16 protein-coding genes are annotated in these 16,145 nt (G+C 72.7%); 8 read left to right on the top strand and 8 right to left on the bottom strand.

Going from position 1 to position 16,145, the window contains the following annotated elements:
* Positions 1-62 precede the first annotated feature (62 nt).
* Positions 63-1,502, top strand: coding sequence for an alpha,alpha-trehalose-phosphate synthase (UDP-forming) (locus OO52_RS09045; protein WP_106971961.1), 1,440 nt, complete (start codon positions 63-65; stop codon positions 1,500-1,502).
* On the opposite strand, the gene otsB is transcribed toward OO52_RS09045, so the two are convergent.
* The 3 genes from otsB to OO52_RS09030 all read right to left on the bottom strand — a co-directional run bounded on the left by otsB (position 1,469) and on the right by OO52_RS09030 (position 4,399).
* Positions 1,469-2,332: a trehalose-phosphatase gene (gene otsB / locus OO52_RS09040; RefSeq protein ID WP_030643059.1), complete on the bottom strand. Its 864-nt coding sequence runs from the start codon at positions 2,330-2,332 to the stop codon at positions 1,469-1,471. The genes OO52_RS09045 and otsB overlap by 34 nt on opposite strands.
* A 553-nt stretch (positions 2,333-2,885) precedes the next feature.
* Positions 2,886-3,110, bottom strand: coding sequence for a DUF3263 domain-containing protein (locus OO52_RS09035; protein WP_030643061.1), 225 nt, complete (start codon positions 3,108-3,110; stop codon positions 2,886-2,888).
* Positions 3,111-3,145: 35 nt separating this feature from the next.
* Positions 3,146-4,399 (bottom strand): ABC transporter substrate-binding protein, encoded by a 1,254-nt coding sequence (locus OO52_RS09030; protein ID WP_030643063.1) that lies wholly within the window; start codon positions 4,397-4,399, stop codon positions 3,146-3,148.
* Positions 4,400-4,540: 141 nt separating this feature from the next.
* On the opposite strand from OO52_RS09030, the gene OO52_RS09025 reads away from it, so the two are divergent.
* From OO52_RS09025 to OO52_RS09015, 3 genes are all read left to right on the top strand, one after another.
* Positions 4,541-5,485: an ROK family protein gene (locus OO52_RS09025; RefSeq protein ID WP_199819915.1), complete on the top strand. Its 945-nt coding sequence runs from the start codon at positions 4,541-4,543 to the stop codon at positions 5,483-5,485.
* 116 nt (positions 5,486-5,601) lie between these two features.
* The gene (gene nagA, locus OO52_RS09020; RefSeq protein ID WP_030643065.1) at positions 5,602-6,729 is read left to right on the top strand and encodes an N-acetylglucosamine-6-phosphate deacetylase; all 1,128 of its coding nucleotides are present in this window, start codon (positions 5,602-5,604) and stop codon (positions 6,727-6,729) included.
* Positions 6,730-6,851: 122 nt separating this feature from the next.
* The gene (locus OO52_RS09015; protein WP_030643066.1) at positions 6,852-7,781 is read left to right on the top strand and encodes a 1-phosphofructokinase family hexose kinase; all 930 of its coding nucleotides are present in this window, start codon (positions 6,852-6,854) and stop codon (positions 7,779-7,781) included.
* Here the strand turns inward: OO52_RS09015 and OO52_RS09010 are convergent.
* Together OO52_RS09010 and cdgB are read right to left on the bottom strand one after the other, a co-directional pair.
* The gene (locus OO52_RS09010; protein WP_030643067.1) at positions 7,778-8,725 is read right to left on the bottom strand and encodes a CBM35 domain-containing protein; all 948 of its coding nucleotides are present in this window, start codon (positions 8,723-8,725) and stop codon (positions 7,778-7,780) included. The genes OO52_RS09015 and OO52_RS09010 overlap by 4 nt on opposite strands.
* 118 nt (positions 8,726-8,843) lie before the next feature.
* Positions 8,844-10,499, bottom strand: a complete 1,656-nt coding sequence (gene cdgB / locus OO52_RS09005; RefSeq protein ID WP_030643068.1) for a diguanylate cyclase CdgB — start codon at positions 10,497-10,499, stop codon at positions 8,844-8,846.
* Between the two features lie 370 nt (positions 10,500-10,869).
* On the opposite strand from cdgB, the gene OO52_RS09000 reads away from it, so the two are divergent.
* Both OO52_RS09000 and OO52_RS08995 read left to right on the top strand, forming a co-directional pair.
* Positions 10,870-11,442, top strand: coding sequence for a flavin reductase family protein (locus OO52_RS09000; protein ID WP_078876753.1), 573 nt, complete (start codon positions 10,870-10,872; stop codon positions 11,440-11,442).
* A 50-nt stretch (positions 11,443-11,492) separates the two neighbouring features.
* Positions 11,493-11,975, top strand: coding sequence for a GNAT family N-acetyltransferase (locus OO52_RS08995; protein ID WP_030643070.1), 483 nt, complete (start codon positions 11,493-11,495; stop codon positions 11,973-11,975).
* Here OO52_RS08995 and OO52_RS08990 read toward each other — a convergent pair.
* Complete coding sequence (locus OO52_RS08990) at positions 11,972-12,811, bottom strand: sigma-70 family RNA polymerase sigma factor (RefSeq protein ID WP_030643073.1); 840 nt, start codon at positions 12,809-12,811, stop codon at positions 11,972-11,974. The genes OO52_RS08995 and OO52_RS08990 overlap by 4 nt on opposite strands.
* Before the next feature lie 102 nt (positions 12,812-12,913).
* Entirely contained in the window at positions 12,914-13,351 is a 438-nt protein-coding gene (gene arfB / locus OO52_RS08985) for an alternative ribosome rescue aminoacyl-tRNA hydrolase ArfB (protein ID WP_030643075.1), read from the bottom strand.
* A 166-nt stretch (positions 13,352-13,517) separates the two neighbouring features.
* Here arfB and OO52_RS08980 point away from each other — a divergent pair, with 166 nt between their 5' ends.
* Positions 13,518-14,093, top strand: coding sequence for a TerD family protein (locus OO52_RS08980; protein ID WP_030643076.1), 576 nt, complete (start codon positions 13,518-13,520; stop codon positions 14,091-14,093).
* 48 nt (positions 14,094-14,141) lie between these two features.
* On the opposite strand, the gene OO52_RS08975 is transcribed toward OO52_RS08980, so the two are convergent.
* Positions 14,142-14,642, bottom strand: coding sequence for a hypothetical protein (locus OO52_RS08975; RefSeq protein WP_030643078.1), 501 nt, complete (start codon positions 14,640-14,642; stop codon positions 14,142-14,144).
* A 70-nt stretch (positions 14,643-14,712) separates the two neighbouring features.
* Between OO52_RS08975 and OO52_RS08970 the strand changes: the two genes are divergently transcribed.
* Positions 14,713-16,107, top strand: coding sequence for a M1 family metallopeptidase (locus OO52_RS08970; RefSeq protein WP_030643080.1), 1,395 nt, complete (start codon positions 14,713-14,715; stop codon positions 16,105-16,107).
* The last annotated feature ends 38 nt before the right edge of the window (positions 16,108-16,145 follow it).

The following is a 16,145-nucleotide window of genomic DNA, read 5'->3' as shown; positions in this document are numbered from 1 at the left end:
CGGTCGGCGCGCCCGGCGGGCCGTACGTTTGAGCGGTTCGGGGCCGGGCTAGGTTGAGGCGTATGGCTTCCACGCTCGATGCTGCTCAGAAGGCTCAGGTGCTGGTCGCGTCGAACCGCGGCCCGGTCTCCTATCAGGTGGACGAGGACGGCGCGCTGCACGCCCGGCGGGGTGGCGGCGGGCTGGTCTCGGGACTGTCCGCCATCGGGTCGGACGCGGGCTCCGTGTGGGTGTGCGCCGCGCTCGGCGACGGCGACCGGGCGGCCGTCCGGCGCGCGGACGGCGGGCTGCTGCCGCCCGAGGAGACCGGCGGGCAGCGGGTGCGGATGCTCGACATCGACGCGACCGTGCACGCCGAGGCGTACAACGGCATCGCCAACTCGGTGCTCTGGTTCGTCCACCACATGCTGTACCAGACCCCGCTGGAGCCGGTCTTCGACGCCGGGTTCCGGCGGCAGTGGGCGTCGTACGAGGCCTACAACCGGGCGTTCGCCGAGGCGCTGGCCGAGGAGGCGGCCGAGGGCGCGGCCGTGCTGATCCAGGACTACCACCTGGCCCTCGCCCCCCGCATGCTCCGCCAGCTCCGGCCCGACCTGCGCATCGGCCACTTCTCGCACACGCCGTGGGCGCCGCCGGACTACTTCCGGCTCCTGCCCGACGACATCGCGGCCGAGCTGCTCGGCGGCATCCTGGGCGCGGACCGGGCGGCGTTCCTCACCCGGCGGTGGGCGGACGCGTTCACGGACTGCTGCCACGCGGTGCTCGGACCCGGCATCCCGTCCGGCACCCGGATCGGGGTGCACGGGCTGGGCGCGGACGCGGACTTCCTGCGCGAGCGGGCGCACCAGCCGGACGTGGACGAGCGGATGGCGGCGCTGCGGGCGGAGATCGGAAAGGGCCGGAAGACGATCGTCCGGGTGGACCGGACGGAGCTGTCCAAGAACATCGTGCGCGGGCTGCTGGCGTACGAGCAGCTTCTGGAGGACCACCCGGAGTGGCGGGAGAAGGTCGTCCACGTGGCGTTCGCCTACCCGTCCCGGCAGGACCTCGCCGTGTACCGGGAGTACACGGCGCAGGTGCGGCAGGTCGCGGCCGAGATCAACGAGCGGTACGGCACGGCCGGCTGGACCCCGGTCGTGCTGCACGTGAAGGACGACTTCGCCCGCTCCCTGGCCGCGTACCGGCTGGCCGACGTGGCGCTGGTGAACCCCATCCGGGACGGCATGAACCTGGTCGCCAAGGAGGTCCCGGTCGTCTCCGACGAGGGCTGCGCACTGGTGCTGTCGCGGGAGGCGGGGGCGTACGAGGAGCTGGGCGAGGACGCCTTCGTGGTGAACCCGTACGACATCGCCGGGACGGCGCGGGCGCTGCACGAGGCGCTGACCCTGCCGGCGGACGCGCGGGCGGAACGCTCGAAGCGACTGGCCGCCGCCGCGACCGCGCTGCCGCCGGCCCGGTGGTTCCTCGATCAGCTCGCGGCGCTGGACCCCCGGCCGAGCTGAGCGGCCAGCGCGCGGAGCAGGCCCACGACTCCCTCCGGGCCGTCGACCACCAGGTCGGCCCGGTCCGCCAGCTCGGTGACCTCCGTGCTGCCGCTGCAGACCAGTAGGCCGGGGACACCGTTGGTGCGGAGCTTCTCGACCGCGGCGAAGGCGGGGAGGTCGCCCAGGTCGTCACCGGCGTAGACGACGCAGCCGGCCTTGACGGCGCGGGCGTGGTCGAGGAGCGCCACGCCCTTGTCCATGCCCGGTGGGCGCAGTTCCAGGACCATGCGGCCGGGCTCGACGACCAGGCCGTGCCGGGTGGCGAGGTCGGCGAGGGGGGCGCGCAGGGCCTCGAACGCGGCCTGCGGGTCGGGGGCGCGGCGGGTGTGCACCGCGAGCGCCCGGCCCTTCTCCTCGATCCACGTGCCCTCCTGCGCGCCGGCGTGCTCCAGCAGGCCGGGCAGCTCGGCGCGGACGGCGGCCACGCCGGGGTGCGCAGGCGGCGCGGTGACCTCGCCGGTGGCCGCGTCCCAGCGCTCGGCGCCGTAGTGGCCGAGGACGGTGAGGTGCTCCAGGCCGGGGACACCGGCGAAGCCGCCGTACCGGACGGCGACGTCGGGCGGACGGCCGGTGATCACGGCGACGGAGGCGATCTGCGGGGCGAGGGCGGCGAGGGCGGGTACGGCCCCGGGGTGGGCGCGGGCCTGCTCGGGGTCGGCGACGATCGGGGCCAGCGTGCCGTCGAAGTCCAGGCCGATCAGGGCGGTGCGGGGCTGCGCGAGCAGGGCGGCGAGGCCGTCCCGGCCGGGTTGGGTGCGCGGGGTCGGCAGAGCGTCCATGGCGTCCATACCGCGACACTATCCAGCCCGGCGGGTCTCACGCCTGGGGTGCGACGGCGCACGCCTGGGGCTCCGCGGCGGCGCACGCCAGGGGCTCCGCCCCAGACCCCGCCAGGGGCTCCGCGGCGGTGCACGCCTGGGGCTCCGCCCCAGACCCCGCCAGGGGCTCCGCCCCTGGACCCCGGCCCCGCCCACCCACCACCCGACTCGGTCGGCCGAAAAGGTGCCGCCGGGCCTTCGGTCGGCCCGGGAAGGTACTGCGGTGCCGCCGGGGCCTCGGTCGGCCGACAAGCCGTCTCGGCTCCCCGGAGACTCGGTCGGGCGAGAAGGGGTCCGGCCTCCCCGGGAACTCGGTCGGCCGAAAAACGTCCCGGCTCCCCGGAAACCCGGTCAGCCGACAAGCCGTCCCCGCTCCTCGGAGACTCGGTCGGGCGAGAAGGGGCCCGGGCTCCCCGGAAGCTCGGTCGGCCGAAAAACGTCCCGGCTCCCCGGAAACCCGGTCAGCCGACAAGCCGTCCCGGCTCCCTGGAAACCCGGTCGGGGGACAAGGCGTGCCCGGGGCTCAGCGTTCCGTGCGTCTCGCCTCCCGGACGCGGCGCAGGCGGTTGACCGTCACCGGGTCGTGGGCCAGGGCCCGCTCGTCGTCCAGGAGGGCGTTGAGGAGCTGGTAGTAGCGGACGGGGGACAGGTCCAGCTCCTCGCGTATCGCGCGTTCCTTCGCGCCGGGGCCGGGGAAGGCCCGGCGCTCCAGCGCGAGGATCGCCTTCTCGCGGGTGCCCAGTTCCATGCCCGCCACGGTAGCGGCGGGCACCGACAGCGGGCTCAGTTGGCGCTGCTGCTGTCGGCCGCCATGGCCGTCGACTGCAGGCGGGTCAGGACGCCGGCGGGGCTGCCGCCGGGGGCGACCGCCTGGCCGATGTTCTGCTTCACGGCCGCGCTGACCGCCGCCCAGGAGGTCTTGCCGACGGGGTACAGCTCCGAGGTCGGGAGCTGCTCCAGGAAGGGGCGCAGCGCCTTGTCGGCGGGGGCGTCCGACGCGGCCATGGTGTTGGACGCGGAGCTGGTGACCGGCAGCAGCCCGTACTTGCGGGAGAAGTCGAGGACGTTCTTCTCGCTGTAGACGAAGTCGAGGAAGTCGCCGATCTGCTGGGCATGCCCGTTCTGCTTGAAGCCCATCATCCAGTCGGCGACGCCCATGGAGGCCCTGGCCCTGCCGGTGCGGCCCGGCATCGGCACCGTGCCGAACTGCACGCCCTTCCTGGCTGCCTGCTGGATGAGCGTGGGGTGCCCGTTGACCATGCCGACCTGGCCGTCGGCGAAGGCGGCGAACGCCTCGGCGCGGTTGAGCTTGCCGGGGGCGACGGGGCCGGTCAGGCCCTTGTCGACCAGTTCGTCCTTGAGCCAGGTGAAGGTCTCGACGTTCGTGGCGGAGTCGATGGTGTAGGTGCCGACGTCGTCGGTGTACCCGCTGCCGCCGTTGCCGCCGCTGAGCAGCCACTGCATGGTCTCGGCCTGGGCCTCCTCGGGGCCGAGGGGCAGCGCGTACGGGTACTTCACGCCCTCGTTCTTGAGCGCCTTCGCGTCGGCGGCCAGCTCGTCCCAGGTGGTGGGCGCCGTGAGGTCGGCCTTGGCGAACAGGGTCTTGTTGTAGAAGAGCACGCGCGTGGAGGCGGCGAACGGGATGCCGTACTGCGTGTGCTTCCACTCGCCGGCGTCGGAGAGCTGGGAGAGGAAGTCCGCCTGGGTGCGTATGGAGAGCAGGTCGGAGACCGGGTAGAGCTTGCCGGCGGCGGCGTAGTCGGCGTAGGCGCCGATCTGGGCCATGTCCGGGGCGTGGCCGGCGTCGACCATCTCCTTGACCTTGCGGTCGACGTCGTTCCAGGAGTAGACGCTGACCTCGACCTTCACCCCGGAGTGCTGCTTCTCGTACTCCTCGGCCAGGGCGTCCCAGTACTTCCTGGAGCTGTTGGCGGCGGAGTCGCCGTAGTCGGCGGCGACGAGTCTGAGGGTCACGTCGGAGGAGCCCGTACTCCCGCAGCCGCCGAGGACCGCCGTCATGCCCAGTGCGGACACCACCGCGATCGTTCCTGCCGTACGCCGACGCACGCTCAAAGCCCCAACCCTGCTGTCTGACGGTTCAATATGTGGACACATAAGGTCTACACCACGTGAGTGGACTAGACCTCTCCCGGGTGGGGGGGTCACACTAGCCCCGTGGTGAGACATGTCATCGCCCTCGACGTGGGCGGTACCGGGATGAAGGCCGCCCTGGTCGGTGACGACGGCGCGCTGCTGCACCGCGCCCGCCGCGCCACCGGCCGCGAGCGCGGCCCCGAGGCGGTGCTCGCGGGCATCCTCGACTTCGCCGCCGACCTGCACGCGTACGGCGTCGAGCACTACGGCGAGCCCGCCGGCGCGGCCGGCATCGCCGTCCCCGGCATCGTCGACGAGACGACCGGCACCGCCGTCTACGCCGCCAACCTGGGCTGGCGCGACGTGCCCCTGCGGGCCCTGCTCACCGACCGGCTCGGGGTGCCCGTCGCCCTCGGCCACGACGTCCGCACCGGCGGCCTCGCGGAGGGCCGGATCGGCGCGGGGCGGGGCGCGGACCGGTTCCTGTTCGTGCCGCTGGGCACCGGGATCGCCGGTGCCATCGGCATCGACGGCCGGGTGGAGGCCGGCGCGCACGGCTTCGCGGGCGAGATCGGCCACATCGTCGTACGCCCCGGCGGCACGCCGTGTCCCTGCGGGCAGCGCGGCTGCCTGGAGCGGTACGCCTCCGCGTCCGCCGTCAGCGAGGCCTGGGCGGCGGCCTGCGGCGACCCCGGGGCGGACGCGGCGGACTGCGCCGAGGCCGTCGCGTCCGGCGACCCGAACGCCGTCCGGGTCTGGCAGGAGGCGGTGGACGCGCTCGCCGACGGGCTGGTCACCGGCCTCACCCTGCTGGACCCCCGCACGCTGATCATCGGTGGCGGCCTGGCCGAGGCGGGGGAAGTGTTGTTCCAGCCCCTGCGGGAGGCCGTCCGGCACCGGGTCACCTTCCAGAAACTGCCGGCGATCGTCCCGGCGGCGCTGGGCGACACGGCCGGCTGCCTGGGCGCGGGACTGCTCGCGCAGGACCTGCTGACAGCCACTTCTACGACTCCGGAGGTAAGCACCTGATGGCAACCGAGCGGGACAATCAGGCTCCGGGTGGGAACAGCGCCCCACCAGGGGCGCGGGGCAGTGCCGACGTGCGGCTCCGCCGCGGGGCGCGCGTACCCACCACCGGCCCGCAGGTGCTCACCGGCGCGAGCGTGGTCCTGCCCACCGGAACGGTGGAGAACGGCCGGTTGGCGATCGAGGGCACGCGCATCACCAGCACGCCTCCCGCCGACGCCCAGGTCATCGACGTCACCGGCCACTGGCTGGTCCCCGGCTTCGTGGACATCCACAACCACGGCGGAGGCGGAGCCTCCTTCTCCGGCACGGCCGAGCAGATCCTCACCGCCGTCCACACGCACCGCGTCCACGGCACCACCACCCTCGTCGCCTCGACCGTCACCGACGAGATGGACCTGCTGGTCCGTCAGGCCGGCCTGCTGAGCGAGCTGGCCGAGCAGGGCGACATCGCGGGCATCCACTTCGAGGGGCCGTTCATCTCGCCGTGCCGCAAGGGCGCGCACTCCGAGAAGCTGCTGCGCGACCCGGACCCGGCCGAGGTCCGCAAGCTGATCGACGCGGCGCGCGGCAAGGCGAAGATGGTCACCCTCGCGACCGAACTGCCGGGCGGCATCGACTCCGTACGGCTGCTCGCCGAGAACGGCGTGATCGCGGCGATCGGACACACGGACGCCGGCTACGAGCAGACGGTCGAGGCGATCGACGCGGGCGCCACCGTCGCCACCCACCTCTTCAACGCCATGCCCGCCCTGAACCACCGCGCGCCCGGCCCGATCGCCGCCCTGCTGGAGGACGAGCGGGTCACGGTCGAGCTGATCAACGACGGCGTCCATCTGCACCCCGCCGCGCTGGAGCTGGCGTTCCGTCACGCGGGCGCGGCCCGGGTGGCGTTCATCACCGACGCGATGGACGCGGCCGGCATCGGCGACGGGCGCTACATGCTCGGACCGCTGGAGGTCGAGGTCAGCGAGGGCGTGGCCCGGCTGGTGGAGGGCGGTTCGATCGCGGGCTCCACGCTCACCCTGGACCGCGCGTTCCAGCGGGCGGTGAGCGTCGACAAGCTGTCGGTGGAGGACGCCGTGACCGCCCTGTCGGCCAACCCGGCCCGGCTGCTCGGCCTCTTCGACCGCGTCGGCTCGCTGGAGCCCGGCAAGGACGCCGACCTGGTCCTGCTGGACGCGGACTTCGAGCTGAAGGGCGTGATGCGGCAGGGTGAATGGGTGGTAGCGCCCCAACTGCCCTGATCCGTACCGACGTCGAGGAGACGGAGGCCGGCCCGCGCACTGGGCCGACCGCCGTCTCTTTGGCATGATCGAGGCCCCGGAAACCGAGACAGCCGCACGGACTTCGAGGGAGGTCGGCCCGGGTGATCCTCACGGTCACGCTGAACACCGCTCTCGACATCACCTATCGCGTACGGTCGCTGCGGCCGCACGCCTCGCACCGCGTCTCCGAGGTGGTCGAGCGGCCCGGCGGCAAGGGCGTGAACGTGGCCCGGGTCCTGGCCGCGCTCGGCCACGAGGTGACGGTCACCGGCTTCGCGGGCGGCGGGACCGGCCGGGCGGTACGCGACCGGCTGACCGGTACGCCCGGACTGACCGACGCGCTGGTGCCGGTGGCCGGGGCGACCCGGCGCACGATAGCCGTGGTCGACGAACTGTCAGGGGACACGACCCAGCTGAACGAGCCCGGCCCGCAGATCGCACCGGCCGAGTGGGGCGCCTTCCTCGACCGTTACGAGGAACTGCTGGGCGGCGCCTCGGCGGTGGCCCTGTGCGGGAGCCTGCCACCGGGGGTCCCGGTCGGCGCGTACGCGAACCTGGTCCGCACGGCCCGGTCCGCCGGCGTCCCGGTGCTGCTGGACACGAGCGGCGAGCCGCTGCGCCGGGGCGTCGCGGCCCGCCCGGACATCATCAAGCCCAACGCCGACGAACTGGCCGAACTCACCGGCTCCCACGACCCGCTGCGCGCCACCCAGGACGCCCGGCGCCGCGGCGCCCGCGCGGTGGTCGCCTCCCTCGGCGCGGACGGCCTGCTCGCCGTCACCCCCGAAGGCCGCTGGCGCGCCGCCCCGCCGGCCCCCGAATTCGGCAACCCCACCGGCGCCGGTGACTCGGCGGTGGCGGGCCTGCTGTCCGGCCTGGTGGAACTCCTCCCCTGGCCTGACCGCCTCACCCTCGCGGTCGCCTTGTCGGCGGCGACGGTACGCTCACCCGCGGCGGGCGAGTTCGACCGGTCCGCATACGAGGAGCTGCTGGACCGGGTGGCGCTGTCCGGGGAGTTCAGCGCGGCCTAGCTGTCCTTCTTGACCTGCCCCGGCTTCAGCTTGACGTTGCTGATCAGGACGTTGCACTTGTCGCCGGCGCCGCAGGAGATCGAGATCGTGTTGGCGCCCTTCTTCAGGGTGGGCCACACGTAGGAGCGGGTCCAGCCGTTGGCGAAGTCGCCGTCCTTGGCGTGCCGCCAGTTGTCCAGGCCCAGCTTGCTGCCGAACGGGGTGCCGTTGACGGTGACCGACATCTCCTGGTCGTCGCCGGTCGCGCTGTAGTACACGAACATGGTGTACGGGCCGTCCGACGGAACGTCGACGTTCCAGGTGACCGACGCGCCGGGCTGGTTCAGGCCCGTCACGTAGCTGCCGTCGGAGGAGGTCGCGCCCTTGACGTCCGAGGCCTTCGACACACCGCCGGCCGGAGTGAGCGCCGAGGCGTCGGACTGCATCGAGTCGCTCGCCGCCGAACCGCTCCCCGAAGGGCTCGGGCTGCTGGTCTGGGACTGGGTCGGGGTGGAGCCTGCCTCGTTGCCGGACTTGTCGTCGTCCGTGTTGCCGTTGATCATCGCGACGCCGATGCCGATGACGACCGCGGCGACCACCGCGATGGCGCCGATCAGCAGACCCTTGGTGTTGGGGCCGCGGCGGCCGGACGTGGGGGGCGCGGGGCGGTGGGAGGACGGGGCGCCGCCGGGGAGCGTCTCCGGAGCCTGGTAGTGGGCGTTCGGCTGGCCGTAGGCGCCCTGCTGGGGGACGCCCTGGCCGTACGTCGCCTGCGGCGGCTGGCCGTACGGGGCCTGCTGTGCGCCGTAGCTGCGCTCGCCGACCGTGCGCACCCTGCTGACCGAGTTCGGGTAGCCGTAACCACCGGACGGCGGCTGGGCTCCCCGGGCCTGGCCGTCTGCGTACAGGTAGCCGAACGGGTCGTCGTCCTCGGGCGTGCTCGCGCCGTTGTCGCCGGGCGTCATCCCTTGGTACTCCTCAACAGGTGCGGTCGGATGCGGTAGGGGTGTGGAATGGCGAGCCTACCCGCTCTCGCTGGCCCAAACGGGTGACTCGGACCGCATCAACTCGCTGACCTGCGCATCATCCAGCGCGCCGGTGCTGTTTGGGACGAGATCGTTTCTCTACGTACATCCGCTCGTCAGCGGACTTCAACACCTCGTCCGCCGTCATGCCGCAGTGTGCCCAGCCGATGCCGAAGCTGGCGCCCACCCGGACGGCCCGGCCCTCGGCGCGGATCGGCTGGATGATCTCGTTGCGCAGCCGTACGGCGAGGTCCTGGGCGTCGGCCCGGCCGAGGCCGTCGGCGAGGATCACGAACTCGTCGCCGCCGAGCCGGGCGACCGTGTCGCCGTCCCGGACGCCGTTGCTCAGCCGCCGGGCGACCTCGATGAGGACCGCGTCACCCGCGTTGTGCCCGAACCGGTCGTTGATCGACTTGAAGCCGTCGAGGTCGCAGAAGAGCACCGCGAGGCCCTTGGTGCCGTCGTCGCGGCCGTCCTCGGGGGCGACGGTGTGCACGTGGTGGTCGTAGGCGTCGAAGCCCTCCGTGCCCGGCGTGAAGTCGAAGCCGTGGCCGGCGGGGGCGTCGAAGGCGGGATGGCCGTAGGCCGCGTCCAGGGACTCCACGGCGCCGGCGTGGGCGGGGCGCTGACAGAGCCGGGCGGACAGGCGCGAGCGCAGCTCGGCGGAGTTGGGCAGGCCGGTCAGCGAGTCGTGGGAGGCGCGGTGGGCGAGCTGGAGCTCGCGCCGCTTGCGCTCCTCTATGTCCTCGACGTGGGTGAGGAGGAAGCGGGGGCCGTCGGCGGCGTCGGCGACGACGCTGTTGCGCAGGGACACCCAGACGTAGGTGCCGTCGCGGCGGCCCAGGCGCAGTTCCGCACGGCCGCCCTCCGCGGAGGTCCTCAGCAGGGTGCCGACGTCCTCGGGGTGGACGAGGTCGGCGAAGGAGTAGCGGCGCATCGCGGAGGCGGGCCGGCCGAGCAGCCGGCACAGGGCGTCGTTGGTGCGCAGGATGCGGCCGTGCTGGTCGCCGCCCATCTCGGCGATGGCCATGCCGGACGGGGCGTACTCGAAGGCCTGCCGGAAGGATTCCTCGCTGGCGCGCAGGGCCTGCTGCTCGCGTTCCAGGCGGACCAGGGCGCGCTGCATGTTGGCGCGCAGGCGCGCGTTGCTGATCGCGATGGCGGCCTGGAAGGCGTACATCTGGAGGGCCTCGCGGCCCCAGGCGCCGGGGCGGCGGCCGTTGCGCGGCCGGTCGACGGATATGACGCCGAGCAGTTCGCCACAGGTGCCGCGCTGCACTCCGGGGGTGTACATGGGCGCGAAGAGCCGGTCGGAGGGGTGCCACTCGTCCTCGAAGCGCGGCTCGGGGCCGTCGGTGTACCACTGGGGGACGTCGTCGTCGTCGAGGACCCAGCCCTCGGTGTGCGGTATGAAGACGAGGTCGCCCCAGCGTTCGCCCATGTTCAGCCGCCGGTCCCAGGATTCGCGGGAGCCGGCCCGGCCGGTGATCAGGGCCTCGGCAGCGGAGTTGCCGGAGAAGGCGGCGACCACGAGATCGCCGTCCTGGCGGACCAGGTTGACGGCCGCCATCTCGTAGCCGAGGGCGCTCACGGCGCCGTCGGCGACGGTCTGCAGTGTGTCCGCCAGGCTGCGTGCCGTGTTCATGTCGGCCATGACCTGGTGCAGCTGTCGCAGGGACGCAAGACGGACGTACGGCTCCGACTCGGTCTCCATGCTCACCCTCCCCCCGAGACCTCGCAGCGAATCAAGGGTTGTGTCTGAACCTCTTCGTGGCTTCCCCGCCACTGAATCACAGCGCGAAGCCCACTCGGTACACAGGGTCAACAATTCCTGCCCCTTGTGACTCAAGTCACAGGGGAACGTGAACAATTGAGTGGAGTTTCTGCGTTTGCCCTGTGCGTTTACTGAACGCACAGCGTGCGCCGGTGCTCACATCATGCACGCATCTGGCCGCATGCGTGAGCCGTCGGTCACAGGCATGCGCGCTCCGCCGGTCACCGCATACATGCGCCGCTGGTCCTAGGACCCGGTTCGGGCGGAGGGCCGATGCGGCCCGCGCGGGCCGGAGACTAGCGTTTCCGGCGTGCTGAAGACTCCCTCCCCCACCACCCCCCTGCCTTCCGGGCATGCTGAGGGGGTGAGCAACGACGAGTTCCGGGCCGCGATGTCCCGGCTGGCCGCGGGCGTGGTCCTGGTGACCGCGCAGGAACCGCCGCTGGACCCGGACGACCCCGAGGCCCCGGGCATGGAGGACGTCGGCATGACCGCCACCGCTTTCATGTCGGTCTCCCTCGACCCGCCGCTGGTCCTGGTCAGCCTGCGCACGGGCGCCCGCATGGACGACCTGCTCGACGAGCAGCCGCTGTGGGCGGTGTCGGTCCTCACCGAGAGCCAGCGGCACATCGCGGGCCGTTTCGCCATGAAGGGCCGCATCAGCGACAGGCTGCTCTTCGAGGACATCCCCTACGGCCGGGGCGAGGTCACCGGCGCCCCGCTGGTCGGCGGCGCGCTGGCCGCCCTGGAGTGCCGGACCGAGCAGCGGGTGACCGCGGGGGACCACACCCTGGTCATCGGCCGCGTCCTCAGCGCCCGGGTGCCGAGCGCCGAGGGGGGCCCGCTGCTGTACTTCCGGGGGCGGTACCGGCAGTTGGGCTGAGCGCGGAAACCGCGTGGCGGGCGGAGGGGCCGCGTGCCTACCGTGCGCGGATGACCCCACGTCTGGAAGAGATCACCCCGGCCAACTTCGACACCGCCGTCGCCGTCCGCGTCCACCCCGCCCAGGAACACGCCGTCTCGCCGGTCGTACAGTCCCTGGCCGAGGCCTACGTCCATCCCGCCGGCGTCGCCTGGCCCCGGCTGATCGTCGACGACGGCCGCGCGGTCGGTTTCCTGATGGCCTTCCTCGGCATCGACTGGCACGGCGACGGCAGCGTGCACCGCTCCGGGCTGTGGCGGCTGAACATCGCCGCCGGCGAGCAGGGCCGGGGCTACGGCCGCTTCGCCGTCGACGCCGTGGCCGGTGAGATCCGCCGTCGGGGCGGCACGGAGCTGTACGTCAGCTGGCACCCCGGCCCGGACGGCCCCGAGGAGTTCTACCTCCGTCTGGGCTTCCGGAAGAACGGGGAGACGAGCGGGGGCCAGACGGTCGGGGTGCTGGACCTGTCCCGAGCGGCACCTGTGGCGAGCTAGACCTCTTCGACGGTGAGGTCCGCCAGACGGGCGGGGTCGGTGATGATGTCGATCACCGAGATGCGGTCGGCGACGAAGGCGAAGGCCAGGACCCGCTCCGGACGGCCGTCGGCGAACACGGCCAGGCCGGTCGCGCCGTCGACGAGCACCGGACGCGCGACGCGCGCCAGATGGGCGAAGCCCGCCGCGGCAGCGGCTACGCGGGCCGCACCGCTGTTCACACCGGCCTCGGTACGGGCCTCCACCTCGGGGTCGAGCACCTCCAGCAGCCCGTCGAAGTCGCCGTTGCGCGCGGCGGCCAGGAAGGCGTCCACCACCTCCCGCTGCCGGGCCAGGTCGGCCTCCGGCGCCTCCACGCCCCGCACCCGGCGCCGGGCCCGGCTGGCGAGCTGCCGCGTCGCGGCCGGGCTGCGGCCGAGGATGCCGCCGATCTCCTCGAAGGGCACCCCGAACAGGTCGTGCAGCACGAAGGCCAGCCGTTCGGCCGGGGAGAGGGTGTCCAGGACGACGAGGAGGGCCAGCCCGACCGAGTCGGCGAGCAGGGCGTCCTGCGCGGGGTCCACCTCGGCGGAGGGCGCCGGCCGCCAGCTCTCCAGCGGCTGCTCGCCCCGGGAGCGGCGGGAGCGGAGCAGGTCGAGGCAGACCCGGCCGACGACGGTCGTCAGCCAGCCGCCGAGGTTCTCCACCGCCTGGGTGTCGGACCGGCTGAGCCGGAACCAGGCCTCCTGGACGGCGTCCTCGGCCTCGGCGGCGGAGCCGAGCATCCGGTAGGCGACGGCCCGCAGGTGCCCCCGGTACGCCTCGAAGCGTTCGGCGAGAAAGTCGTTGTCGGTCATGGGTGGCTGCGGCCTCTCCGTCGTCGCCCCCGGCGGTCCCGAGTGCTCCTGCACCACCCTGACGACAGGGAGCCGGCAGATGTGACAGGGCGCCCGCCCCGGCTAACCCCAGTCCCGGCCCGTACGGCCCCGCTTGGTCTCCGCGCGCTGCTTCTTCTCCCGCAGCCGGCGTTCGTTGATGCCGCGCGGGATGCGGGTCGGCTTGCGGGGCTTGGGCGGCGGCGCGGTGGCCTCCGCGAGGAGCGCGGCGAGGCGTACGGCGGCGGCCTCGCGGTTGCGCCACTGGGAACGGTGCTCCGAGGCCCGTACGGACACCACCCCGTCCACGAGGCGGCCGGCCAGCCGCCGCAGCGCCCGCTCCTTCCACACCGGAGGGAGCGCCTCCGTGCGGGCGAGGTCGAAGCGCAGCTCGACCTGCGAGTCGCTGGTGTTGACGTGCTGCCCACCGGGCCCGGACGACCTGGAGAAACGCCACATCAGCTCGGCCTCGGGAAGCGAGACGGAGCCACGGATGAGGTAGGGCCCGGACATGTCCTTCATGTTCCCGGCCCGGCCCGCCTCACGTCACCTGGATTTCCGGTTCGGTAAAAAAGGTAAAGGGATCCGGAACCATGGGGACCCCCCTCGACGTTGTCCCCGGTGACGGTAGCTTCGTCGGCACAGAGTGCACGGATATGCACGGGTATCTAAGGAAGGGACTCCCAACATGGCTGTAAGCCTGTCCAAGGGTGGCAACGTCTCGCTCACCAAGGAGGCTCCGGGCCTGACCGCCGTCACCGTGGGCCTCGGCTGGGACGTCCGCACCACCACCGGCACGGACTTCGACCTGGACGCCTCCGCCATCGCGGTGAACCCCGAGGGCAAGGTCTACTCGGACGCCCACTTCGTCTTCTTCAACAACAAGCAGACCCCGGACAACTCGATCGTCCACACGGGCGACAACCGCACGGGCGAGGGCGCCGGCGACGACGAGGCGATCAACGTCAACCTGGCCGCGCTCCCGGCGGACATCGAGAAGGTCGTCTTCCCGGTCTCCATCTACGACGCCGAGAACCGCGGCCAGAACTTCGGCCAGGTCCGCAACGCCTACATCCGCATCGTCAACCAGGCGGGCGGCGCCGAGATCGCGCGCTACGACCTGTCCGAGGACGCGGCCACCGAGACGGCCATGATCTTCGGCGAGCTGTACCGCAACGGCGCGGAGTGGAAGTTCCGCGCGGTGGGCCAGGGTTACGCCTCGGGCCTGGTGGGCATCGCCCAGGACTTCGGCGTGAACGTCTGACGAGCGAAGTCACGCGAGAGGACCCCCGGCCCAGCGCCGGGGTCCTCTTCACGACACCCGCGGGAAGCGGGCCTGGAGGGTCCAGATCGCCGGGTTCTCCGCCAGGTCCTCGTGGAGGTCGACGAGGTCCGCGAGCAGGTCGTGCAGGAAGTCGCGGGCCTCGCGGCGCAGTTCGGTGTGGGAGAAGGTCAGCGGAGACTCCTCGGCCGGCATCCAGTCGGCGGTGATGTCGACCCAGCCGAAGCGGCGCTCGAAGAGCATCCGGTCGGTGGACTCGGTGAAGTCCAGCTCCGCCCGCTGCGGCCGGGCGGCGCGGGAGCCCATCGGGTCCCGGTCCAGCCGTTCCACGATGTCGCACAGCGCCCACGCGAAGTCCAGCACCGGCACCCATCCCCAGGCTGTGGACAGCTCCCGGTCGGTCTCGGTGTCCGCGAGATAGACGTCCCCGCAGAACAGGTCGTACCGCAGCGCGTGGACGTCCGCGCGGCGGTAGTCGGTCTGCGGGGGGTCCGGGAACCGGTTGGAGAGGGCGTAGCCGATGTCGAGCACGGGGGAGATGGTGTCACGCCGGCCCGCCGAACCCTCTCCGCGGTGCGCACCGCCGCCTAAGATCGCCGGCATGTCCAGATCCTTACGCCTTGTCCCGGCCCTCGCCGCGCTCCTCGCCCTCGCCCTCACCGGCACCGCGTGTGACGGCGGCGTGCGGGGCACTCCGGGCGGCTCCGGCGTGCGCGACCCGTACTTCCCGAAGGCGGGCAACGGCGGCTACGACGTCGGCCACTACGACCTGACCCTGGACTACGCCCCGGCCACCCGCCGGCTCACCGGCACGGCCGTCATCACCGCCCGGGCCACCCGGGACCTGTCCGCCTTCGACCTCGACCTCACCGGGCTGCGCGTCGACTCGGTCACCGTGGAGGGGAAGGACGCCCGCTGGAACCGCGCCGGCCAGGAACTCACCGTCCGCCCGCACGACGACCTCAGCAAGGGCGAGACCTTCCGCGCGACCGTCCGCTACTCGGGCACCCCGCGCACCCTCGCCGACCCCGACGGCTCCGAGGAAGGCTGGCTGCCCACCTCCGACGGCGCCCTCGCCCTCGGCGAACCCGTCGGCTCCATGGCCTGGTTCCCGGGCAACCACCACCCCTCCGACAAGGCGACGTACGACATCTCGGTCACCGTCCCGAAGGGCCTCCAGGCCGTGTCCAACGGCGAGCTGACGGAGCAGAGCACGAAGGGGGGCCGTACCGCCTACCACTGGCACACCGGTCAGCCCATGGCGAGCTACGTCGCCACCGTCGCCATCGGCCACTACGACATCGCCCACGGCACCGGCCCGCACGGACTGCCCGTCGTCACCGCCGTGGACCCGGCCCAGGCCCGGGCGAGCGGGAAGGTCCTCGCGAAGATCCCGGAGATCCTCGACTGGGAGGAGACCAACTTCGGGCCGTACCCCTTCTCCTCGGCCGGCGCGATCGTCGACCGTCCGGGCGACGCCGGCTACGCGTTGGAGACCCAGACCCGCCCCGTCTTCCCCGCCGACCAGCTCGACACCTCGATCCTCGTGCACGAGCTCGCCCACCAGTGGTACGGCGACTCGGTGACGCCGAAGAGCTGGCGGGACATGTGGCTCAACGAGGGTTTCGCGACGTACGCGGAGTGGCTGTACCAGGAGGACCACGGCGGGCCCACCGCCCAGGAGACGTTCACCCGCCTGTACGACGGCGACCGCGAGGAGATCTGGGCCTTCCCGCCGGCGAAGCAGTCCGATGCCGCGCACATCTCCGGCAGCCCGGTCTACGAGCGCGGCGCGATGGTCCTGCAGAAGATCCGCCAGAAGGTCGGCGACGACACCTTCTACGACATCGTCCAGGGCTGGGCCGCCGACCACCGCCACTCCACCGTGAGCACCGCCGACTTCACCGCGTACGTCGAGAAGAAGGCCCCGGATAAGGACTTCGGCGGGATCTGGAAGGACTGGCTGTACGGAGACGGCAAGCCGGACCACCCGTGAGAACGGGCGGCCCGGCCGCCGTACCGCCGTACCCGAGC

It is taken from the genome of Streptomyces flaveolus (assembly GCF_000716535.1).
GTDB lineage: Bacteria > Actinomycetota > Actinomycetes > Streptomycetales > Streptomycetaceae > Streptomyces > Streptomyces flaveolus_A.
Note: the sequence above shows the minus strand (reverse complement) of the source record. Positions and strands in the feature narration are given on the sequence as shown.

Excerpts from the sequence above, each read along its gene's own strand:
- OO52_RS09045 (WP_106971961.1), top strand. The coding sequence starts at position 63 with ATGGCTTCCACGCTCGATGCTGCTCAGAAGGCTCAGGTGCTGGTCGCG.
- otsB (WP_030643059.1), bottom strand. The coding sequence starts at position 2,332 with ATGGACGCCATGGACGCTCTGCCGACCCCGCGCACCCAACCCGGCCGG.
- OO52_RS09035 (WP_030643061.1), bottom strand. The coding sequence starts at position 3,110 with ATGGAACTGGGCACCCGCGAGAAGGCGATCCTCGCGCTGGAGCGCCGG.
- OO52_RS09010 (WP_030643067.1), bottom strand. The coding sequence starts at position 8,725 with ATGACGCCCGGCGACAACGGCGCGAGCACGCCCGAGGACGACGACCCG.
- cdgB (WP_030643068.1), bottom strand. The coding sequence starts at position 10,499 with ATGGAGACCGAGTCGGAGCCGTACGTCCGTCTTGCGTCCCTGCGACAG.
- OO52_RS08995 (WP_030643070.1), top strand. The coding sequence starts at position 11,493 with ATGACCCCACGTCTGGAAGAGATCACCCCGGCCAACTTCGACACCGCC.
- OO52_RS08990 (WP_030643073.1), bottom strand. The coding sequence starts at position 12,811 with ATGACCGACAACGACTTTCTCGCCGAACGCTTCGAGGCGTACCGGGGG.
- arfB (WP_030643075.1), bottom strand. The coding sequence starts at position 13,351 with ATGAAGGACATGTCCGGGCCCTACCTCATCCGTGGCTCCGTCTCGCTT.
- OO52_RS08980 (WP_030643076.1), top strand. The coding sequence starts at position 13,518 with ATGGCTGTAAGCCTGTCCAAGGGTGGCAACGTCTCGCTCACCAAGGAG.
- OO52_RS08970 (WP_030643080.1), top strand. The coding sequence starts at position 14,713 with ATGTCCAGATCCTTACGCCTTGTCCCGGCCCTCGCCGCGCTCCTCGCC.